This is a genomic window from Flavobacterium sp. TAB 87 (assembly GCF_001529295.1).
Classification (GTDB): Bacteria; Bacteroidota; Bacteroidia; order Flavobacteriales; family Flavobacteriaceae; genus Flavobacterium.
The window spans coordinates 1-21,199 of sequence record NZ_LLWK01000038.1 but is presented as its reverse complement, the minus strand read 5'-3'; the positions used below and the strand labels follow the sequence as shown (position 1 = coordinate 21,199).

The following is a 21,199-nucleotide window of genomic DNA, read 5'->3' as shown; positions in this document are numbered from 1 at the left end:
TTTACAAAACAAAATAAGAAACAATGACTTTTCAAAACAACCTTAAATTTGCTCAAGAACTCGATAAAAAAGATGTTTTAAACAAATACAAATCCGAATTTATTTTCCCAAAAGTAAACGACAAACGCGTCATTTATTTCACGGGAAATTCGTTGGGTTTGCAGCCCAAGCGTACCAAAGCGTTTGTAGATGAAGTCATGAACGACTGGGCAAATTTAGCGGTAGAAGGTCATTTTTATGCCGAAAAACCTTGGTGGGATTACCAAGAGCGTTTTGCAAAACCGCTTAGTAAAATTGTCGGTGCATTGCCGTCAGAAGTTACGGTAATGAATACGCTAACGGTCAATTTGCATTTACTAATGGTTTCTTTTTACCAACCCAAAGGCAAAAGGTATAAAATTATTTGTGAAGAAAAAGCATTTCCTTCCGATCAATACATGTTTCAAAGTCAAGTCCATTTTCACGGCTACAAATTCGAGGATGCGATTGTAGAAATAAAACGTCGAGAAGGAGAACATAACATTCGTACCGAAGATGTTGTCGCTAAAATAAAAGAAGTTGGCGACGAGTTGGCTTTAGTTTTAATTGGCGGAGTGAACTATTATACCGGACAAGTTTTTGACATGAAAACCATTACTGCTGCGGGGCATGAAGCCGGTGCAAAAGTAGGTTGGGACTTGGCGCATGCCGCTGGAAACATTAAATTAGAACTCCACGATTGGAACGTTGATTTTGCCGCGTGGTGCAGTTATAAGTACATGAATTCGGGACCTGGAAATGCTTCGGGTTGTTTTGTACATGAAAAGCATCACAATAGTAACTTGCCGCGTTTTGCTGGTTGGTGGGGACACAATAAAGAACGACGTTTTAAAATGGAGCCCACTTTTGATCCCGTTCAAGGAGCCGAAGGATGGCAAATTAGTAATTTACCTGTGCTCTCTTTAGCGCCGTATTTAGCTTCTGTCGAAATGTTTGACGAAATAGGAATGGATCTTTTAATTGAAAAGAGAACTAGAATCACCGCTTATCTAGAATTTATTTTAAACGAAATAGACAAAGAAGTAGATAGCACTTTCGAAATAATTACACCATCGAATCCTGATGAACGAGGATGTCAATTATCTGTTTTATTGCACGGAGAAGGCCGCGCCTTATTTGATTACTTGATGAAGAGTGGTGTAATTGTAGATTGGCGTGAGCCTAATGTGATTAGACTAGCGCCAGTTCCATTGTATTGCTCTTACGAAGACATGTATCATTTTGGACAGACTCTTAAAAAAGGGATTTTAACGAAATTAGAATCGTGATCGATGTAAAATATAAATGTAATTATGTAACGTTTTTTTTTAAAAAAGGAACGATATTTGCCAATACTAATTTAAAAAATAATACCATGAAAATCTTATATACATTAGCGATAGCTATTACTTTGTTCTCTTGTCAAAATCAAGAAAAAGCAGATATGCAATTGGCGAAACAAGCTACAATTGATTCAATGAAAGTGGAGATGCAAAAGCAGAAAGTAATCGATTCTATGCAAATTGAAATTGCAAAAGCGAAAGAAGCAAAACAAATCGAAAGGATTGAAACGCATACCTACACTAATACTTCCGAAAATGCTTCGACACAAGCACAACCTGTAGCGAAAAAGAAAGGTTGGAGCAATGCGGCTAAGGGAGCAGTAATTGGTGCTGGAGTTGGTGCTGCGACTGGAGCAATCACGAGTAAGAAAAAAGGACAAGGTGCAATTATTGGTGGTGTAGTAGGAGCTGGTGTTGGTGCTGGTACTGGAGCTATAATTGACGATTCTAAAAAGAATAAAAATTAGAAAGACTTAAATACAAACATAAAAAAAGGCTGAAATCATTTTGATTTCAGCCTTTTTTGTTAAAAAGTAATAGTTAACAATTCCGCTCTATAAGTATTGAGCTGATTGCTTATGATGCTTTTTTCATTCGTAAAAGAAAATACGTTTTTAAATAAGTTTTCGTAGTACTGTATTCCAGTAATCAGATTATCTCTAAAAGCTTCCAGTTTTTTAAGCTCTTTTGCGTTTGCCGTAGAAAATTTTAAACGGTAGTCTTTCTTAAAATAGTCAACATACATTTTCAACTCTTTCACAAACATGTGCGGACGATTATCTACTCGTAAAACCGACTTGTTTCCATAAATATGTTGTACCATATTACTCAGAGAAACTTCTTGGTCAAAATAAGCCATATTTGGACCAGGACAAATTACAACACCTTGCGCTTGGCCTTTTATTGGCATATCATTTTCAAGATAAGAAGCATTCGCTAAACCAACACACAGACAAGATTTTTCAGTAATTGCCTCTTTTTTAAACTCATAGGTTTGGGGGTCTAAGTTTGCTTTTTCTAATTCTAACTCTCCCAATTTATGGTCTTGGTATTTTTTAGAAGCCGTACAAATTCCTTCTGGACCCATTTCTTTACTTAAAGCCAAGAATTTTTTTGGACACGAACTTCCTGCCTTATTTTGATCAATTCTTTTTTGCTTAAAATTTTCGTTAGAACTTCCTCTTACAGTATTAAAGGGAACGCCTAAAGGCGAAATGTTACTCAAATACAAATCTTCTTCTTTTGATTTGGCTAATAATTCTCGGGTTTCAGCATCCACAGATGTAGCTTCGGGAACTAATAAAAAAGGAGAACCCCAACCCACCGAATCCACCTCGTAATGTTGTAATAAAAAATCGTGCTCTTCTGCAGTTCCAACCCCGCCTTGAACGGTAATTTTTATCGGCAACGGCTTTTCGGGAACGTATTTTCCTTTGCTTTCTAACGTCTTACTCAGTAATTCGTGAACGGTATTTTGCAGTTCGGCTTTCTTTTCCTTAAATTCTTCTAAGATTGGACCTAATAAAAAACCATCTGTGGCAAATGCATGACCGCCGCAATTTAAACCAGATTCAATTCGGTATTCAGAAACCCACAATCCTTTTTTAGCTAAAAAATTTCCTTGGATTAAGGCCGAGCGGTAATCGCTTACTTTTAAAGTTATTTTCTTTTTTAGAGGTTGGTCTTTCGAAGGAAAGAACACATCAAAATTTTCGAAGTAAGCAAATAATCTTGGGTTCATTCCTGCAGATAATACAACAGATGAGCTCAAATTACTGTTAGCAAAACCTCGCAATGCAGCGTGAGCGTCGTTAAATTCCACAGGTAGAGCTACATTGTCTACAAAATTATCTTTATCTAATTTTGTCATTATGTTCACATCAATTGCGCCAGCACAAAGCTGTGTTTCAATGTAGTTTTGAACCGATTCTTTAAAATCAAGACCTTCTTGAATAAAGTGATGAACGCTCTTTTTTAGATCAGAAGTATTAGGAAGCATTTCTAAATAGCTGTCTAACGTTTCTTTGCTTTTAGCTAGTTCTAATTTAAAATTTTCCACTTTCTGCGTCACAATGTGATCTACTAAGTTAAGATACGATGTAATTCTCTTTGCTCTGTAGTCAGCTACTTTTTGAGTGATTTCTTGATACGGTAATTGGAATTTCTTGCTGTAAAAAGCATTCATTTTTTCAATTAAATCATCATCTGCAATAGAAATTACTGATGATATTCCGTACTGCGCTACACGAATCGGAGTGTCGATCGTGTACGCCAATCCCATTACTGGAATGTGAAAAGTATGTATGTCGTTTGTTTTCATAAGTATAAAATAAACGACAAATATTGCTAAAATCTGAATGTTAAAAGCTGATATTTATCATATTAACATTTTTTAAGCGCGGTGTTAAATCAAGATTTTCTTCAAGGATTCTGCTACATTTCTCCATAAGAAATTGTAAAATGATTTTTCCTGAATGCGCTCTAATTCCATTGTGCACGTTTTTGCGTGTTCATCAGAATCCTTTTTTACGAATAAATTGGCCACGGCGCTTTTTAATTTCGCTTCTTTGCGAGGCTCTTTCTTTTTATAAAAAGTTACGTCCAAATCGTCATAATCTAAAGACGCATTTCCTTTTGAGTTGACATCATTTCCCCAAATGTCAAACTTGTATTTTTTAAATTTTCCGTCAAAAGAAGCATTAACATACGGCATCGTAAAACGCTTCATTGCGTTTAGATCAAAGTCGGCAATCGTACCTTTAATGTTAAAACTATCGTTTTTGTCGAGGACATTAAATTTCCAATCGACGTGTAAAGCTGAATTTTTCATAAAAATACAATTGATTTTTATTTTTAGATCTTCCGTTTTTATCAAGCCTAAGCCACTTTGAATGTTAGTAGCTTTTAAATTAAAGCGGTCAAAAGTCAGTACAGCTGGCCCTTTATCGAAAGTTACCTCTTCTTCATACACCAATTTTGAATTACGCATTTCAAGATTTTCAATGGTCATCGCAAACTTTAAATTCCGTAATAATTCGCTATACAATTTCTTTTTACTCAAATCATCGGCCGGCATTTTATTTCGATAGATGTTAGCATCCACTTTGTCTAGTAAAACGTTCTTCACATTAAAAAATAAGTGCTCGTTTTTAAATCCCCAATCGATATCGCTTACCGTAAATTCTTTGGCTTTTACAATAAACAAATCCTTTTCTGTCTTTATGGTTTGCACAAATTGATGGCGATCTAAAAGAGGTAATAACTGAAAATTACTGGCCTTTAATTCGTGGTTTTCAATAATAAGATGTTCCATTCTCATTTTATAAAAAACGTTAGGCTGATATAATATCGAATCAATCTTCAACTCATATTTTGAATACGTGAAAGGGATTTTCTGTTGTAAAGTATTTTCATCGATTTTGATTCCTTCGACATTCATCGCAACGTTTTTGGCATCAAAAAATACTTTATTGGTAGTAGTTGCTACCATAGTTACAGCACCTTCTTTAAGATAAATATCGTGTACTTTAATTATTTTCTCAAACGGACCGATCACATCATTTTTTACACGGTCAAAGTGGTCTTTGTCTTTCTCTTTTTGGTAGTATAAAATAACATCAGGTTGATTGATCGTAATGCTTTGCGCCCTGATCGTATTGCCCATCAAGAGTTCCCAAATGCTAAAATTTGCTACAGAAATAGTGTTGATGGTACCGTAAATACCAAGTTTTTCTTTGCTGTTTTTTGGTTTTACTTTGGGACTAATTACCACAGTATCGGCTTGAATACTGGTTGACCAAATATTTATAGTTAATTTTTTATAGCCGATTTCGTACGGAGTAGTGTTGTTCTCTTGAATGATTTGCGGCAGTTTTTTTTCGAGCCAAAGATTCAAACCGAAATTAGCGGTTACCAAAACCACCACTATACTACTGATCCCGATAATTATTTTTTTATTTAAAGTCATTTGTTGGTTATTTAGCTTAAATGTATACATTTAAAAACAGTTAGTCTTATATGATTATAAGTTGTTGAAATTATTATTTGTGGATTTTATGAAAAACTTGAAGAGAATTTTATTTGTATTTGGCGGCGTGTTGCTGCTCCTTATTTTTGGAGTTTTAGGTTTTATTTTTTATATGAAACCAAAGTACGAAGGAGAGTTGCGCCTAAAAAATCTAGAAAAAGAAACTACAGTTTATTTTGATGAATTTGGAATTCCGCACATTTATGCCAGTTCACAAAAAGATGCGATGCTTACATTGGGTTACGTTCATGCACAAGATCGATTGTGGCAAATGGAATTGATGCGCCGAATTGCTTCAGGACGTCTGTCCGAAATTTTTGGAAGAGTAGCTTTGGATAATGACCGCTTTTTTGTCGGACTTGGTATCGAAGAAGCTTCCGCTAAAGCGATTGCTAAGCTGGATAAAAATAGCCCGAGTTATGTGCAGACAATGGCTTATCTAAAGGGAATTAATCAATATTTAGAAGAGGGAGTTACTCCAATTGAATTTCAAATATTAGGAATCAAAAAGCAGCAGTTCACATTAAAAGATGTGTATAATATTTACGGTTATATGGCTTTTAGTTTTGCCATAGCGCAAAAAACAGATCCATTACTCTCAGATATCAAAAATAAGTTGGGGGCAGCATATCTTAAAGATTTTGGTTTGCAAGGTGAGTTTAATACAACACAGATTAAAAGCACCAAAAATCAAAGTGAAGAATATGCCGCTGTTTCCAAATCAATTGCGGCCCTTTTAGAGAAAATGCCTGTCGCTGCTTTTGTAGGAAGTAATAGTTGGGTCGTAGCTGGTACGAAAACCAAAAGTGGTAAAGTAATTTTTGCTAACGATCCGCACATCGGGTTTTCACAGCCGGGTACGTGGTACGAAGCGCATTTGATAACGCCAGATTATGAAATGTATGGCTGTTATTTGGCGGGAACTCCATTTCCGTTATTAGCTCATAATCGTGAGTATTCGTATGGTTTGACGATGTTCGAAAATGATGATGTTGATTTTTATGAAGAGACAAATAACGTAAATGATGAAAACGAATATCAAACACCAAATGGATTTGAGAACTACACCACGAGAATTAAAACGATCAAGGTAAAAGACACGTCAGATGTTATTTTAAAGGTGAAAGTAAGTCGTCACGGACCACTGATGAATGATTTATTATTGGATGTAAAGAGTAAAAAACCGCTCGCCATGTCTTGGATTTATACCCAAGAACCAATCTTGCTTTTAGATGCAGTGTACGGATTGTCTCATGCGAAAAGCAAAGACGACTTTAAAAAAGCAGTTGAATTGGTCGCTGCGCCAGGATTAAATGTAATGTACGGTGATGCAAAGGGCAATGTAGCATGGTGGGCAACTGGAAAATTATATAAACACAACAAAGGATTCAATACAAATTTTATCTTGGATGGTGCTTCTGGTACCGATGACATTATGGAATACCTTGATTTTGATAAAAATCCGTCGGCTGAAAACCCAAAATCAGGTTACGTTTACTCTGCAAACAATCAGCCAGCAGCCATTGATGGTTATTTATATCCGGGCTATTATTTACCAGAAGATCGCGCGAAACGAATTGTCGGGTTGCTGGATGAAAAGTCGAACTGGGATAAAAAAAGTGTTAGTACAATGATGTTTGATAATACGTCGAGCGTTGCGTCAAAAGTGGTAAAAAAATTAGTGAAGTTTGTAGCAGACGAGAAATTAACTCCTAAAGAAAGCGAAGTACTTTCGATAATGAAAAGCTGGAAAGGGACAAATAATTTAGAAGATGTAGCACCGACCATTTATAACAAATGGATTTATTTGTACTTAAAAAACACTTTTGAAGATGAATTAGGAAAAGACCATTTTGAATCTTTTTTAGGGACGCATTTAATGAAGCAAGTCATCGCCAAACAATTGGATAATGAGCAATCGATTTGGTGGGATGATGTGAGAACTGTCGATTTGAAAGAAACCGAAAATGATATTATTTCAAAATCCTTTCACCAAGCTGTGGTAGACTTAGAAAAGCAATTAGGAACAAAGACAAACGATTGGCAATGGAAAAATGTCCACACTGTCGAATACGGGCATCCGTTAGGAACTGTCAAAGCATTACGTAGTATTTTTAATGTGGGACCTTTTGGTACTGCTGGATCGAACGAGGTTATTGATAATCAATTTTTTTCTTTCTCTGAAGACGGAAATTATAAAGTGACTGGTGGGCCATCTACAAGACGTGTTGTTGATTTTTCAGATATCGAAAATAGCTGGAGTATCTTGCCAACAGGACAATCAGGAAATCCTTTTAGCAAACATTATAAAGATCAAGCCTTGTTGTATAACAGTGGAAAATATAGAAAAATGAAATTGAACAAAAATGAAATTGTAAAGTCGTCCACTAAGCTTGTTTTTAAAACTAAATAAGCTTCTTTCAGAATAAATTATTTGCGATTGAATCGTGGTTTTGAGTTTAACTTTTATAGCGGAATTGATATGTGTGAATCTGTTTAGTCCATAAATTTCGAATCTGTTTCGAAGTAAAAATCAAATATTTAGAGCTTTGCAAATTCTTTCCTTAGATTATTAGTATTTTTACGAACTTATAAATATTCGTTACTCATGCAAACACCACTTAAAATTGCTGTTGTAGGTTCAGGATTAGTAGGTTCACTATTGGCAATTTATCTTAAAAAAGCAGGTCACGAAGTTCATGTATACGATCGTAGTCCTGATATTCGTAACATTACTTTTTCTGGCCGTTCAATTAATTTAGCAATGTCTGATCGAGGTTGGAAAGCATTAGATGGTGTAGGAGTTGGCGATGCAGTTCGCGAAATTGCTATTCCAATGGACAAACGTGCTATTCATTTGGTTGATAAGTTCAATTATCAGCCTTATGGGCAAGAGGGCGAATCTATTTATTCTATTTCTCGAGGGACTTTAAATCGAAAAATGATTGATCTGGCTGAGCACGCAGGAGCTACTTTTTTCTTCGATCAAAAAATTTGGGACGTTACTTTAAGCGATGCTACTTTGCACATTGGGGAAAGCGAAAGAGGTGAGTGGACCGAAAAAAAATACGATATGGTTTTTGGAGCTGATGGTGCTTTTTCTAGAATCAGACATCGCATGCAACGTCAGAGTATGTTTAATTATTCGCAAGAATTTTTAAATATTGGTTACAAAGAATTACACATTCCTGCTAATGCAGATGGTTCTCATAAATTAGATAAAAACTCTTTTCATATTTGGCCACGAGGTGAATACATGCTAATTGCTTTGCCCAATCAAGACGGTAGCTTTACATGTACTTTATTTATGCCTTTTGAAGGAGAAAATTCATTAGCTGAGTTAAATAATAAAGAAGAATTAGAAACTTTTTTCAAGAAAAACTTCCCAGATTCCATTGAAGTAATTCCCATGTTAGCGGAAGATTTCTTTAAAAATCCAACAAGTACTTTGGTCACCATGAAGTGTTTTCCATGGACATACACTGATAAAATTGCTCTTATTGGAGATGCTTGTCACGCAATTGTCCCGTTTTATGGACAAGGAATGAATGCCGGTTTCGAGGATATTACTGTTTTATTTGAAAAGATGCAGGAATTTGGAGACGATTGGAAAACCATTTTTTCTGAATATCAAATTGATAGAAAACCCAACGCAGACGCCATCGCTGAATTATCGTACCGTAATTTTATGGAGATGAGTTCTAAAACTGCCGACGAAAAATTTCTATTGCAGAAGAAAATAGAAAAAAGATTTGCGGAAAAATTTCCCGAAAAATGGATTCCCTTATATAGTAGAGTAACCTTTAGCGATCGACCGTATACCGAGGCGTTAGCGCTAGGTGATTTTCAAAATGAGATCATGCAAAATGTATTAAAATTACCCGATATTGAAACAATTTGGGATTCTGAAATAGTAGAGAATAAAATACTAGAGCTATTAGCTAAAGCGTAAAAAGTAAACCCGTTTAAAATATTTTAAACGGGTTTATTTTTTGATTTATTTTTTAAGCATTTTAGACAGAACGCCAAAAGCCCCACGTATAAAAGTCGCGCTTGTTAAAATTTTTAAAACTGACTTCCCTACTACTTCTGTCGTAGTTGGTTCTAACTTGGTTGCTTTTTTAACTACTTTTTCAGCTTGTTGCTTCGTAGCAATAACTTCCGCTTCGTTGATTTTTTTTGTCAACATTTCATAAGCACTTTCTCGGTCAATAAGCTCACTGTATTTCTTAACTAATTTCGATTTCGCATTTATTTCCTGAATTTCACTTTCGGTTAGTATGTCCATTCTGCTTTCTGGAGCACGCATCATGGTAGCAACTAACGGGGTTGGAATTCCCTTTTCGTTCAAAGCCGTAACCAAAGCTTCACCTATTCCTAAGCTCGTTAAAAGCTCGTCTGTTTTGTAAAATTCAGAGGTTGGGTAATTGTCCGCAGTTTTCTTAATTGCTTGCCTGTCATTAGCGGTAAAAGCGCGCAGAGCATGTTGGATTTTTAGTCCTAATTGTGCCAAAACTCCGCTAGGAACGTCCATTGGATTTTGCGTTACAAAGTAAATACCCACGCCTTTCGAACGAATTAATTTTACAATAGACTCAATTTGATCTAATAAAACCTTACTCGCTTCATTAAAAATTAAATGTGCTTCATCAATAAAAATAACCAATTCGGGTTGTTCAGCATCTCCTTTTTCTGGCATTTGCTGGTATATTTCAGCTAATAAACTTAGCATAAAAGTCGAGAACAATTTTGGCTTATCCTGAATGTCGGTTAGACGAATAATATTCACGTAGCCGCGTCCATTTTCATCAATTCGCATCAAATCATCTATTTCAAACGAAAGTTCACCAAAGAACAAATCGGCACCTTGCTGTTCCAATTCTATGATTTTTCGCAGAATAGTTCCAGTGGTCGAAGTCGAGATTTTTCCGTAGTTCGCACTAATTTCTTCTTTCCCTTCTTCGGTAATATAGTTAATTACTTTTTTAAAATCTTTTAAATCCAGTAAAGGCATTTTTTTATCATCACAAAACTTAAAGATGACCGAAACCACTCCAGATTGCGTAGCATTCAAATCTAAAATCCTAGAAAATAAGACGGGTCCAAATTCAGAGACAGTCGCTCGCAATCGAACACCACCTTGTTCAGATAGCGTCATTAATTCAATAGGAAAGTGTGCAGTCTTATACGGTAAATTTATTTTTGCATGACGTTCCGTAATAAAGGACTTCTCTTCTCCTTCTTTGGCAATTCCACTAAAGTCTCCTTTAATATCCATCATTAAAACAGGAATTCCAGCTTGCGAAAGTTGCTCTGAAAAAACCTGAATTGTTTTAGTTTTTCCCGTTCCTGTTGCTCCAGCAATTAGCCCGTGGCGGTTAAGTGTTTTGAGAGGGATTTTTACAAACGTATCTGCAATTGCCTCACCGTCCAACATAGCTCCACCCAAAATGATGCTTTCTCCCTTGGTTTGGTACCCATTTGTTATATTTTGAATGAAATCGTCTTTTTTGCCCATGTTCTTTAGCGTTTTTTAGAGTTTGCAATATATGTTTTTTTGCGGAAATAGCTGAAAATTGGCATCGACGCCTAATTATCACGTTTTTATTTAAATAGTGATTATTTTTTTTTAATTAACATTTAGTGAATAATCTACGTGTTTAGCGTGTTTTTTAATGAAAGGATGCAATTTTATTCATAAAAAATTATTTTTTATGTTTTATTTCATCAATGCACTATCGAAAACGATGTCGCTTTTTTGATTGTTGCGTTAAATTAATTGCAATAAAATTAAAAAAAGTTTTTTTATTTCAATGAAACATATAAATTTGCTCCACTACAAGTTTATTATAACTAAAAAATAAAATTATTTAAAACTATTAAAATTAAAAAAATGGCAAACGTTAAAGTTGAAAAGAAAAGCACTTCAAATGGAGGAGGAATGGTTTCAGGAATCATTATTGTAGCTTGTGTTTTTGTTGGTTGGTTAATTTGGGAATTTATCATGGGTGCTCCAGCTAACTTTGAAGGCGGTAATCCAGAAGGAACTCCTTTGAATACGCTAGGAATGGTTTACCACGGAGGTTTTATCGTACCGATTTTGTTAGGTATGTTGTTAATGGTTGTTGTATTTTCATTTGAAAGATTTTTTGTTATTTCTAAAGCAGCTGGAAAATCTAATTTAGATACGTTTATGACTAATGTTCAAAGAAACATTAAAGAAGGAAACATCGAAGGAGCTATTGCTTTGTGCGATAAACAACAAGGTTCTGTTGCAAATGCAATTAGATCTGCGTTAGTTAAATACCAAGATGTGAAAAAAGAAGGATTCAATTCTGAAGAAGCTTCTGAAACAATTCACAAAGAAATCGAAGAGGCAACTTCATTAGAAATGCCAATGTTAGAGAAAAATATGACTATTATTTCTGCATTAGTATCTTTAGGAACTCTTGGAGGATTATTAGGAACAGTATCAGGGATGATCAAAGCGTTTGGTGCATTAGCATCTGCAGGTTCTCCTGACCAAGCAGCTCTTGCAACAGGTATTTCTGAAGCACTTGTAAATACAGCCACAGGTATTGCTACTTCTATCTTTGCAATTATTGCTTACAATTTCTTTACATCTAAAATTGATGATTTAACTTACTCTATTGATGAGGCTGGTGTTACTATTGTTAACACATACAGAAAATTCAGAGGAAGTTTAAAACAATAATAATTTTTTTGGCATGCTAGTCATGCCAAATTTAAAATAAAAGATAATGGCGAAAATAAAAATGAAAAAAAAGTCTATGTCTACGGATATGACTGCCATGTGTGATGTTGCATTTCTTTTGTTGACGTTCTTCATTTTAACCGCTACTTCTAAAGTTCCAGAGGCTTTGCCAGTGGATACTCCTGCTTCAACAGTAGAGACTAAATTACCAGATTCTGATTTAGCTACTCTAACGGTTGGTAAAGGAAAAGTCTTTTTTGATTTAAAAGGAAAAGACGTTAGAATTAAAACTTTAGAGTTAATGGAGGAGAAGTACGGTGTTACTTTTTCTGAAGGCGATAAAACTGCTTTTTCTTTAATGAATGATTTTGGTGTCCCTATGACAAGTTTGAAATCGATCATTGAAATGAAAGGTGCAGATAGAAGTAAAGCAGATCAACCGGGTATACCTCAAGATTCTTTGGATAATCAGTTGAAAGACTGGGTTTTCAGTGCGCGTAAAGCAAACATAGAAGTAAACGATAAGGAATTACAGTTTGCTATAAAGGGAGATGCTAAAGAAGAATATCCAGCAATCAGAAAGATTATGGATATGTTGCAAGATCAAAAAGTAAATACTTTTAGTTTAGTGACCGGTAAAAGAGGACATGACTTTTAATTAAAAAAAACACACTAAAATGGCTGAATTAAATACCGGCGACGGTGGCGGTAAAGGTGGTAAAGTAAGAAGTAAAAAACAAAACTCAAAAGTAGATTTAACTGCTATGGTAGATTTGGCCTTCTTATTGATTACTTTCTTTATGTTGACTACCACGTTGTCAAAGCCTCAATCGATGAGTTTGGCATTGCCAGATAAAGACGAGAATCCTGATTTAAACGCAGAAATTAAAGTTGATGAAAAGAGAACTTTAACTTTGTTATTAGGTGAAAATGGGAAGTTGGTTTATTATATGGGGTTACTAGATAATCCAATTGCAGGACCAAAAGAGATCGCTTATGGCAAAAACGGAATCCGTCCAGAGCTTGTAGCAAGAAAACAATCGGTTATTGAATATACAGGTACTAAAGATAAAGGTATCATCGTTATTATCAAACCGAGTAAGAAATCTAAATATAAAAACTTAGTTGATGTATTAGATGAGATGGCAATTACTGGAGTAGAGACATATGCAATTGTAAATGACTTTTCGCCAGAAGAAACAAAATTGTTAGACGGAAAATAGGCTTTGTCCTATTTTCTTAATAACCTAATAATTAAGAAAGATGAAATTAGATATTTTAAAAAATCAATGGCTTGACATTGTTTTCGAAGGTCGTAATAAGATCTACGGGGCATATCAGTTAAGAAAAGAAAATAAATCGACTACAATAAAAGCACTTATTATTGGAGCGTTTCTTTTCAGTTTGGCTGTTGCTATTCCACTTATCATCAATTTGTTGCCAAGTTCAAAAGATAAGGTAGTGAATATGGATGTTAAGATTACGACAGTAAAATTGCCGCCAAAGAAAGTGGAACCAATTAAGCCTAATTTACCACCACCACCACCACCCGCTCCTAAAGTGGATCAAGTGAAATTTGTTAAGCCAGTTGTGGCTAAAACAGAAGAAGTAACTGAAGAGCCGCCTAAGATTGTGGAGATGAAGGACAAAAACGTTGGTAAAGAAACAATAAAAGGTAATCCAGATGCAGTATTAACTGTAGAACCTGTTGGTACAGGAACTGCGGCAGTAGTTGAAGAGGATAACAAAGTGTACAACACCGCGGGTATCGAAGTAAAACCAGAATTTCCTGGAGGAATTGAGAAATTCTACAAGTTTGTTGGAAACAACTATAGAGCGCCAGAAGAAGAAGGTTTAAAGGGTAAAGTTTATGTTACTTTTGTTGTTGAAAAAGATGGTTCATTAACAGATATTAAGGTTTTAAGAGATATCGGTTATGGAACTGGAGCAGAGGCAATTAGAGTACTTAAGAAATGTCCGAGATGGCAGCCAGGAGAGCAAAATGGTAAAAAGGTTAGGGTTTTATACTCACTACCAATTACTATTCAAAGCGCTGACTAATGTTGAAGAAAATACTTGAAAATATTAAGAAGAAATCGCTTCACGAGCGGTTTCTTCTTGTTTTAGGAATGTCCTTTTTTTTACTATATTTGGTATTGGGCTTGATAATAATCTTTTCAAAATCACTTCCAATCGCAATGGAGCCAAAGTATCGTATTGCATTCGGAGCATTGTTGATTGTATATTCGTTTATTCGATTTGTTCGTTTTTTTAATTCTAATACGCAGTAAGTATGTTAAATAAAAGTAAAGTTTTAGCGTTGGTAAGTTTTAGTCTATTGCTGATTACATGCAATCAGAACGATAAAGATAAACAAGACAAAGAAACAATACTTAAGGGTAGTGTAACCGTTTTAACAGATGAAACATTAACTCCAGTTGTTGACGACCAGATGTTAATTTTTCAAGATATTTATGGAGCGAAAGTTACGGTGGTTTCAAAGTCAGAAGCTGAAATTGTAAATGATTTATTAAATCAGAAATTTGCAGTAGCTTTTATGGCTCGTAATTTAAGTGACAAGGAGAAAATGGTTTTTGAACAGAAGAAAATAGTTCCTAGAGTAACTCCTTTTGCTACCGATGCTATTGCATTGATTGGTAATAAAAGTAATAATGATACTTTAATTGCGTTACAAGACGTGATTAGTTTTATGGAAGGGAAATCTGCTAAAGGTATCAAAGGATTAGTGTTTGACAATCCAAATTCTAGTACCGTACGCTATTTGAAAGATTTAGCGAAAGTTGCTGCAATTCCTACTGAAGGAGTTTATTCATTTAAAACTAACGAAGAGGTTATTAAATTTGTAGCAGAAAATGAAGGAATGATAGGAGTGGTCGGAGTCAATTGGTTGACTCAGCCTTTGCCAGAGATGAATGAATTCATCAATAAAGTTAATATATTAAGTGTTAGAGGTCTTAACGACGAAAAGTATTATGCGCCTACACAAAACAGCTTAGCTAAAGGTTTTTATCCTTTGGCACGCGAATTGTATATTGTCAACTGTCAAGGTAGTGCTGGTTTAGGAATGGGGATTTCTTCATTCGTAGCTGGGGATATCGGTCAAAGAATAATTTTGAAATCAGAATTGTTACCATACAAGACTCCTGGAAGAAAGATTATAATAAGAAATGAAATCATTAATGATAAAAAATAAATTAAAAAAGATGAATAAGTTTAAAATTTTTACTCTTGGATTATTGGTTACTGCTGGAGCAGGTCATGCACAAGATTTAACAGAAGCAAAAAGAGCGATTGATGCAGAACAGTTTGAAAAAGCAAAATCGTTATTGAAAACTATTATTAAAGAAAATCCTAAAAGCGGAAAAGCAAATTTTATTTTAGGTAATGTATATTTAAATCAAGCAGTCGTTGATTCAGCTAAAATCTATTATTTAAACGGATTACAAGCGGCGGACAATGCTAATTTCAATTACATTGGTTTAGCACAACTTGATTTAAATAATAAAAATGTAGCTTCTGCGCAAGCAAATATCAACTTAGCGACAAAACCGATGCGTCGTAAAGATGTAGAGGAATTTATTTACGTTGGTAGAGCATATATTAATTCTACTAATCCAGATTACAAGAATGCGATTACAGTTTTAAATCGTGCGCTAGCTATTGATTCCAATAATTCGCAAGCATTACTTTCTTTAGGTGACGCCTATTATGGAGAGAGTAATCAAAATGAAGCTTACAAAGCGTATCGTAATGCATTTAGTGCAGATAACACTTTATTAAGAGCAAAAATGCAATTGGGTGTTTTACTAAAAGGTGCTAAATCATACGACGAAGCGATTAAGTCTTTTAATGAAGTAATTGCAATGAATGCAAATTACGGTCCAGTTTATAGAGAATTAGCAGAGACTTATTACAAATGGGGAAGAAATAAACCTTCTAAGTCTGAAGAAAATATGCAAAAAGCGATTCAGAATTATGAAAAATATTTAACACTTACCGATTATTCTTTAGATTCAAGAATGCGTCATGCTGATTTTTTAATTTTAGTAAAAGATTACAAAGCACTTGAAGTTGAGGCTAATAAAATGATTGAATTGGATAAAGTAAATCCAAGAATTTACAGATATTTAGGATATTCTGCTTATGAGAACGGTAATGTAGATTTAGCTATCAAATCTTTAAATGACTTTGTTAATTCACCTACCAATAATGTAATTGCGAAAGATTATATTTATCTAGGTTTAGCAAAAATTAAAAAAGGTACTAATGTAGAAGGTACTAAAATTGAGCCAGCAGCTTTTGAGGCAGGAATGTTGGATATTAAAAAAGCTTTAGAAATGGAACCTCTAGCTTCTGAAGAGTTAAGTGATCAAGGTAAAATTTTCTTTGGTAAAAAATTATATAAAGAAGCTGCTGCATTTTTTGAATTTGGAGCAAACAATCCAGAAGGAAATGGTTACTTAGATGATAACGTGTATTATGGTTTGTCACTTTATTACGCAAATGTAAATGGTGTTGATAAAATTGATACAGCTTCACTTCAAAAAGCGGACGCTGCTTTTGAAAAAGTAATTGTTGCTTCACCAACCTATCAAGAAGCGTATCTTTTTAAAGCTAGAATCAATAGATTGTTAGAAAAAGATGACCTAATGGTTACTAACTACGACAAGTACATTGCTGTAACGACAGAAAAAGGAGCTGAAGAACTTGCAAATCCATCTACAATAACGAAGTTTATTGAAGCATATAATAATATAGCATCAAGTTATGCAAATACTGACAAAGCGAAAGCAATAGAGTATTTAAACAAAACGTTAGCGTTAGATCCTACTAATGCGTATGCAAATCAATCGCTAGCTGCATTAAAATAAGAATTGATCACGAATCAATATGTAAACCCGATAGCTTTAAGCTATCGGGTTTTTTATTTTTCCATTTTCAAAACACTATCTTTGCACTTTAAATTTTTATAATGTTATCAAAAGAAATACAATTAGCTGTAAATAAAGGAGCAATGTTGCCCTTGATGGAAGAGTTTTACACTATACAAGGAGAAGGATATCATACAGGAACAGCTGCGTATTTTATTAGAATTGGAGGCTGTGATGTAGGTTGCCATTGGTGTGATGTTAAAGAAAGTTGGAATGCAGCATTGCATCCGCCAACAAGCACTGAAACTATAGTGGAGAACGCGAGTAAGTTTGCAGATACAGTCGTAGTAACGGGAGGAGAGCCTTTAATGTGGGATATGAGTTTATTGACAAAGCAATTAAAGGAAAAAAATAGAAAAGTGCATATAGAGACCTCTGGAGCTTATCCACTGTCTGGAACTTGGGATTGGATTTGTCTTTCTCCAAAGAAAAATAAGTTACCTACTCAAACCGTTTATGATAATGCGCACGAGCTTAAAGTGATCATTTACAATAAGCATGATTTTATTTTTGCCGAAGAGCAAGCGAGCTTAGTGAACGAAAATGCTATTTTATTTCTGCAACCGGAGTGGAGTAAAAATGACGAAATGACGCCGCTTATTGTTGACTATGTTATGAATAACCCTAAATGGAGGGTTTCATTGCAAACGCACAAATACTTAAACATTCCGTAGGTTTTTGCAGAAGTATAGCACAAATAAAAGTCATTTCAATTTTTAAGAAATGACTTTTTTATTTTTAAGTTCGGCAGTTTAATTAATTTTAATTTTCATTGAAAGTGAATGTGAAAAAATTAGAGTGTCAATCGAGCTAAATAGTCAAAATGTTCTCCGTCTTGAACTAGCTCACACTTAAAGCCATTTGCTATCGAGGCATTTTGCAAAGTATTATAATCTAAATACAACCAGTCAAACGGAATCTCTCTTTCGTTTTTATAAGTTAGTGTAAAAGTCAACTCACCATAATATTCTTTTTCTGAAGGAATCCATTTTCCGCCATCTTCATCTTCGTCAAACATATAGATAATATCAGAGCTGTCAATTAAAATTTGTCCTCCAATATTTAAAAGCGATTTTAACTTTTGTAGATACAAATTGCAATTCTCTATTTTGCCGAAAATTCCAGTTCCATTCATTAACAGCAAAACAGTATCAAATTTTTCTCCAGAATAATCTAAAATATTTTCAACTGCTGTATTTTGCAAACCACGAAGACGACAGGTTTCTATTGCTTTTGGAGAAATATCGATGGAATATACATCAAGCTTGCGATCATTTTGTAATGATAAACTGTGGCTTCCGGCTCCACAACCAACGTCTAGCGTTTTGCCTCTAGCTAGTTGTAATGCTTTTTTTTCAATTTCAGGCATTTCATTGTACGATCGAAACAAGTAGGAAATGCTCATTTCGTCAGGATCTGAGATCGAAGTTTCTGTAATTATATCTTCTGGATTATTGTTGGTCTGATAATCCAACATTGCTTTTCCGAACAAATCTAACATTTTATCTAAAGTTTAAGGTTCAATCTTTCAAGTTGAGTAACTTTGCGAGCCAACTTTAAAAATTTAAACTTGAAACCACAATTGAACGAACTTGGTAAGTTAGCCAAAGATAAGCATATCGAAAACAAAAAGTATTTTGATAAGTTAAAAAAGAAAACGCCTAAAAATCTGGATTACGTGATGCAAGAAATTCACGAAGCAGAATTTAAAAAAACCAACTGTTTGTCGTGCGCTAATTGTTGTAAAACAACCGGGCCTTTATTTACTTTGGCTGATATCGAGCGTATTTCAAAACATCTTAGGCAAAAGCCACAACAGTTTATCGAACAGTATTTACGCATCGATGAAGATCGTGATTATGTCTTGCAAGCCGTGCCTTGTACATTCTTGGATAACGAGAATTATTGTATGATTTATGATGTTAGGCCCAAAGCGTGTCGGGAATTTCCGCATACAGACCGAAAGAAATTTCAGCAAATATCTGATCTTACCTTAAAAAATGTAGCAATGTGCCCAGCTGCTTTTAATATTGTAGAAGAAATGAAAAAGAGATTACCCTTATAGAATTTTAAACTTTTCATAATTATTTTCCAACAGTCAGGAGTTCTCTATTTTAGATGTATTTTTGATGATGACAAAATCAGGTATTAATTTTAAACGCAGACATTAAAATTGAATTTAGAATATTTCATAGCCAAACGACTCATTACTTCAAAAGATAATAAAAGTAGCATATCAGCGCCTATTATCAAGATTGCTATCTCGGCAATTGCCATTGGTATGATTATGATGATTGTCTCTGTAGCAACGGGAATCGGTTTACAACAAAAGATTCGGGATAAAGTTTCTGCTTTCAACGGACAAATAATAATTTCAAATTACGATAATAATCAATCGGAGGTAACCTTAAGTCCAATTTCAAAAAAACAAGAGTTTTATCCTTATTTTAAAACGGTCCCTGAGGTAACTCATGTGCAAGCTGTCGCAACAAAGGCTGGAATTATAAGAACTGAAACTGCTTTTGAAGGAATTATTTTTAAAGGAGTGGGAACTGACTATGATTGGAATAATATAAAGGAATATCTAATCGCGGGTCAGTTGCCTATTTTTATCAATCAACTCAACGAAGAAGTGTTAATTTCGAGTTATCTCGCTAATAGGCTTCATCTCAAAGTCGGCGATAAATTCAATACCTTCTTTGTTAAGGAAGAACAAAATAAAATGCCCAACATTCGCCGTTTTCAAATTGTTGGTTTATTCAATTCAGGTTTTCAAGATTTTGATGCTACTTATATAATAGGAGACATTCGTCATATTCAACGCATCAATAAATGGAAACCGAATGAAATTGGAGCTTTTGAGTTGTTTACCAATGATTTCAGTGAAATAAAAAGTACTGGAGAAAAAGTGTACGAACAGACTTCGTCTTCGTTAGATACAAAGACAATAATCGAGAAGTACAATTACATTTTCGACTGGCTTAATTTATTCGATTTTAATATCATTGTTATTTTAGTAATTATGATTTTAGTGGCTACAATTAATATGGTAGTAGCATTATTGGTTCTTATTTTAGAGCGCACTCAAATGATCGGAATTTTAAAAGCACTTGGTGCAAACAATTGGACGGTCAGAAAAGTATTTTTATATAATGCATTCTATCTAATAGTGCGAGGTCTATTTTGGGGAAATCTAATAGGTGTCGGAATTTTGCTATTTCAACAACAATTCGGAATCGTAAAGCTCAATCCAGAAAATTATTACGTAGATCAAGCTCCAGTTTATTTAAATTGGATGTACATTTTACTTTTAAACGGATTAACGATTGTTGTTTGTTTTGTGGTTCTACTTATTCCATCCTACATCATTACAAAAATATCTCCGGTCAAGGCGATCCGTTTTGACTAAAGCTAATTTTGTACTATTTAAAATCTTCCTTTATATATAGGTATAGGAAGTTTTTTTATATTTAGGAGCTATTTCCTGTCATTCGCTGTATCTTCTATTGCTTAAAGAAAGCAATAGAAGGATGCCGCTGCTACCAGGGCTAGGATTTAGCTATTCTGTTTAAATTTTGTGTTTCAGATCAAGCAAGTTTTTGTTACCTATATATAAGGAGTAAATACAGCAGTAAAATTAACTGAATCGAGTTCGAAGTTCTAGCATTATTATAAAGTGACAAAGAAACCTCTCAAAACCCAATAAAAAGAGTGAAGTTTTAAAAGAGTTAAAAGTTAATACCCAACATATTCTCGTAAAATCCCACCAGAAGCAAGAAAGAGGAGTAGAGTAAAAGCAAATACCCCACGTAAATCCTAAGAAACCGATCGAAAGCGATGTAAAAGGCTAAAAAGACAATAGTGTAAAGTGTTCACAAGATTAAGGTTTCCAAAGAGTTAAGAATTTATTAAAAAAAAAGATTGAAATAATGCAATAAAAAGGGTTGTTTATGTAAATAAAGTGACTATTTTTGCACCCGCAACAGCGACACGTTCTACTTTTTACTGACTACGAATTGAGATATTACAGCGGAGATTTTCTTCAAAAATAATATCAAAATAAAGTTTGTGTAGTAAGAAAAAACGTTTTACATTTGCACCCCGCTAAAGGCGCAAGTTATTTGAGATACTGACAAGGAAGAAT

Annotated in this window: 18 protein-coding genes; 13 read left to right on the top strand and 5 right to left on the bottom strand. The window is 34.3% G+C overall.

Going from position 1 to position 21,199, the window contains the following annotated elements; all coding sequences use genetic code 11:
* The first annotated feature begins 23 nt into the window (after window positions 1-23).
* On the top strand, window positions 24-1,307 hold the full coding sequence (gene kynU / locus AP058_RS12250; protein ID WP_066311228.1) for a kynureninase: 1,284 nt from the start codon (window positions 24-26) through the stop codon (window positions 1,305-1,307).
* An 86-nt stretch (window positions 1,308-1,393) separates the two neighbouring features.
* Window positions 1,394-1,828, top strand: coding sequence for a YMGG-like glycine zipper-containing protein (locus AP058_RS12245; protein WP_066313400.1), 435 nt, complete (start codon window positions 1,394-1,396; stop codon window positions 1,826-1,828).
* Between the two features lie 59 nt (window positions 1,829-1,887).
* On the opposite strand, the gene AP058_RS12240 is transcribed toward AP058_RS12245, so the two are convergent.
* Both AP058_RS12240 and AP058_RS12235 read right to left on the bottom strand, forming a co-directional pair.
* Window positions 1,888-3,681 (bottom strand): hypothetical protein, encoded by a 1,794-nt coding sequence (locus AP058_RS12240; protein ID WP_066311219.1) that lies wholly within the window; start codon window positions 3,679-3,681, stop codon window positions 1,888-1,890.
* Window positions 3,682-3,765: 84 nt separating this feature from the next.
* Window positions 3,766-5,328 (bottom strand): hypothetical protein, encoded by a 1,563-nt coding sequence (locus AP058_RS12235; protein ID WP_066311217.1) that lies wholly within the window; start codon window positions 5,326-5,328, stop codon window positions 3,766-3,768.
* An 88-nt stretch (window positions 5,329-5,416) separates the two neighbouring features.
* Here AP058_RS12235 and AP058_RS12230 point away from each other — a divergent pair, with 88 nt between their 5' ends.
* Both AP058_RS12230 and AP058_RS12225 read left to right on the top strand, forming a co-directional pair.
* A complete protein-coding gene (locus tag AP058_RS12230; RefSeq protein ID WP_066311214.1) occupies window positions 5,417-7,801 on the top strand; it encodes a penicillin acylase family protein in 2,385 nt (794 codons plus the stop codon).
* A gap of 195 nt (window positions 7,802-7,996) precedes the next feature.
* Window positions 7,997-9,340, top strand: coding sequence for an NAD(P)/FAD-dependent oxidoreductase (locus tag AP058_RS12225; protein WP_066311211.1), 1,344 nt, complete (start codon window positions 7,997-7,999; stop codon window positions 9,338-9,340).
* Between the two features lie 45 nt (window positions 9,341-9,385).
* On the opposite strand, the gene AP058_RS12220 is transcribed toward AP058_RS12225, so the two are convergent.
* Complete coding sequence (locus tag AP058_RS12220; protein ID WP_066311209.1) at window positions 9,386-10,906, bottom strand: helicase HerA-like domain-containing protein; 1,521 nt, start codon at window positions 10,904-10,906, stop codon at window positions 9,386-9,388.
* Window positions 10,907-11,281: 375 nt separating this feature from the next.
* Here AP058_RS12220 and AP058_RS12215 point away from each other — a divergent pair, with 375 nt between their 5' ends.
* Genes AP058_RS12215 through AP058_RS12200 form a run of 4 tightly spaced genes read left to right on the top strand, consistent with a single transcriptional unit; the run spans window position 11,282 to window position 14,164 of the window.
* On the top strand, window positions 11,282-12,103 hold the full coding sequence (locus AP058_RS12215; protein ID WP_066311206.1) for a MotA/TolQ/ExbB proton channel family protein: 822 nt from the start codon (window positions 11,282-11,284) through the stop codon (window positions 12,101-12,103).
* 46 nt (window positions 12,104-12,149) lie between these two features.
* Window positions 12,150-12,761 (top strand): biopolymer transporter ExbD, encoded by a 612-nt coding sequence (locus AP058_RS12210; protein WP_066311205.1) that lies wholly within the window; start codon window positions 12,150-12,152, stop codon window positions 12,759-12,761.
* A 19-nt stretch (window positions 12,762-12,780) separates the two neighbouring features.
* Window positions 12,781-13,326 carry a biopolymer transporter ExbD gene (locus tag AP058_RS12205; protein ID WP_066311198.1) on the top strand — a complete coding sequence of 182 codons (546 nt, stop codon included), beginning with the start codon at window positions 12,781-12,783 and terminating at the stop codon, window positions 13,324-13,326.
* 40 nt (window positions 13,327-13,366) lie between these two features.
* Entirely contained in the window at window positions 13,367-14,164 is a 798-nt protein-coding gene (locus AP058_RS12200) for an energy transducer TonB (RefSeq protein ID WP_066311196.1), read from the top strand.
* A 24-nt stretch (window positions 14,165-14,188) separates the two neighbouring features.
* On the opposite strand, the gene AP058_RS17350 is transcribed toward AP058_RS12200, so the two are convergent.
* Window positions 14,189-14,326 carry a hypothetical protein gene (locus tag AP058_RS17350; RefSeq protein WP_157492717.1) on the bottom strand — a complete coding sequence of 46 codons (138 nt, stop codon included), beginning with the start codon at window positions 14,324-14,326 and terminating at the stop codon, window positions 14,189-14,191.
* 70 nt (window positions 14,327-14,396) lie between these two features.
* On the opposite strand from AP058_RS17350, the gene AP058_RS12190 reads away from it, so the two are divergent.
* From AP058_RS12190 to AP058_RS12180, 3 genes are all read left to right on the top strand, one after another.
* Entirely contained in the window at window positions 14,397-15,317 is a 921-nt protein-coding gene (locus tag AP058_RS12190; RefSeq protein ID WP_066311192.1) for a substrate-binding domain-containing protein, read from the top strand.
* A 10-nt stretch (window positions 15,318-15,327) separates the two neighbouring features.
* A complete protein-coding gene (locus AP058_RS12185) occupies window positions 15,328-16,995 on the top strand; it encodes a lipopolysaccharide assembly protein LapB (protein WP_066313397.1) in 1,668 nt (555 codons plus the stop codon).
* A 101-nt stretch (window positions 16,996-17,096) separates the two neighbouring features.
* Entirely contained in the window at window positions 17,097-17,729 is a 633-nt protein-coding gene (locus AP058_RS12180; protein ID WP_066311190.1) for a 7-carboxy-7-deazaguanine synthase QueE, read from the top strand.
* A 119-nt stretch (window positions 17,730-17,848) separates the two neighbouring features.
* On the opposite strand, the gene AP058_RS12175 is transcribed toward AP058_RS12180, so the two are convergent.
* On the bottom strand, window positions 17,849-18,556 hold the full coding sequence (locus tag AP058_RS12175) for a bifunctional 2-polyprenyl-6-hydroxyphenol methylase/3-demethylubiquinol 3-O-methyltransferase UbiG (RefSeq protein WP_066311187.1): 708 nt from the start codon (window positions 18,554-18,556) through the stop codon (window positions 17,849-17,851).
* Window positions 18,557-18,625: 69 nt separating this feature from the next.
* Between AP058_RS12175 and AP058_RS12170 the strand changes: the two genes are divergently transcribed.
* Both AP058_RS12170 and AP058_RS12165 read left to right on the top strand, forming a co-directional pair.
* On the top strand, window positions 18,626-19,120 hold the full coding sequence (locus tag AP058_RS12170) for a YkgJ family cysteine cluster protein (protein ID WP_066311180.1): 495 nt from the start codon (window positions 18,626-18,628) through the stop codon (window positions 19,118-19,120).
* Window positions 19,121-19,228: 108 nt separating this feature from the next.
* On the top strand, window positions 19,229-20,464 hold the full coding sequence (locus tag AP058_RS12165; protein ID WP_066311175.1) for an ABC transporter permease: 1,236 nt from the start codon (window positions 19,229-19,231) through the stop codon (window positions 20,462-20,464).
* The last annotated feature ends 735 nt before the right edge of the window (window positions 20,465-21,199 follow it).

Bases quoted from the DNA above. Each gene is read 5' to 3' on its own strand.
- kynU (WP_066311228.1), top strand. From the start codon at position 24: ATGACTTTTCAAAACAACCTTAAATTTGCTCAAGAACTCGATAAAAAA.
- AP058_RS12245 (WP_066313400.1), top strand. From the start codon at position 1,394: ATGAAAATCTTATATACATTAGCGATAGCTATTACTTTGTTCTCTTGT.
- AP058_RS12240 (WP_066311219.1), bottom strand. From the start codon at position 3,681: ATGAAAACAAACGACATACATACTTTTCACATTCCAGTAATGGGATTG.
- AP058_RS12235 (WP_066311217.1), bottom strand. From the start codon at position 5,328: ATGACTTTAAATAAAAAAATAATTATCGGGATCAGTAGTATAGTGGTG.
- AP058_RS12230 (WP_066311214.1), top strand. From the start codon at position 5,417: ATGAAAAACTTGAAGAGAATTTTATTTGTATTTGGCGGCGTGTTGCTG.
- AP058_RS12225 (WP_066311211.1), top strand. From the start codon at position 7,997: ATGCAAACACCACTTAAAATTGCTGTTGTAGGTTCAGGATTAGTAGGT.
- AP058_RS12220 (WP_066311209.1), bottom strand. From the start codon at position 10,906: ATGGGCAAAAAAGACGATTTCATTCAAAATATAACAAATGGGTACCAA.
- AP058_RS12215 (WP_066311206.1), top strand. From the start codon at position 11,282: ATGGCAAACGTTAAAGTTGAAAAGAAAAGCACTTCAAATGGAGGAGGA.
- AP058_RS12210 (WP_066311205.1), top strand. From the start codon at position 12,150: ATGGCGAAAATAAAAATGAAAAAAAAGTCTATGTCTACGGATATGACT.
- AP058_RS12205 (WP_066311198.1), top strand. From the start codon at position 12,781: ATGGCTGAATTAAATACCGGCGACGGTGGCGGTAAAGGTGGTAAAGTA.
- AP058_RS12200 (WP_066311196.1), top strand. From the start codon at position 13,367: ATGAAATTAGATATTTTAAAAAATCAATGGCTTGACATTGTTTTCGAA.
- AP058_RS17350 (WP_157492717.1), bottom strand. From the start codon at position 14,326: ATGCAATACGATACTTTGGCTCCATTGCGATTGGAAGTGATTTTGAAA.
- AP058_RS12190 (WP_066311192.1), top strand. From the start codon at position 14,397: ATGTTAAATAAAAGTAAAGTTTTAGCGTTGGTAAGTTTTAGTCTATTG.
- AP058_RS12185 (WP_066313397.1), top strand. From the start codon at position 15,328: ATGAATAAGTTTAAAATTTTTACTCTTGGATTATTGGTTACTGCTGGA.
- AP058_RS12180 (WP_066311190.1), top strand. From the start codon at position 17,097: ATGTTATCAAAAGAAATACAATTAGCTGTAAATAAAGGAGCAATGTTG.
- AP058_RS12175 (WP_066311187.1), bottom strand. From the start codon at position 18,556: ATGTTAGATTTGTTCGGAAAAGCAATGTTGGATTATCAGACCAACAAT.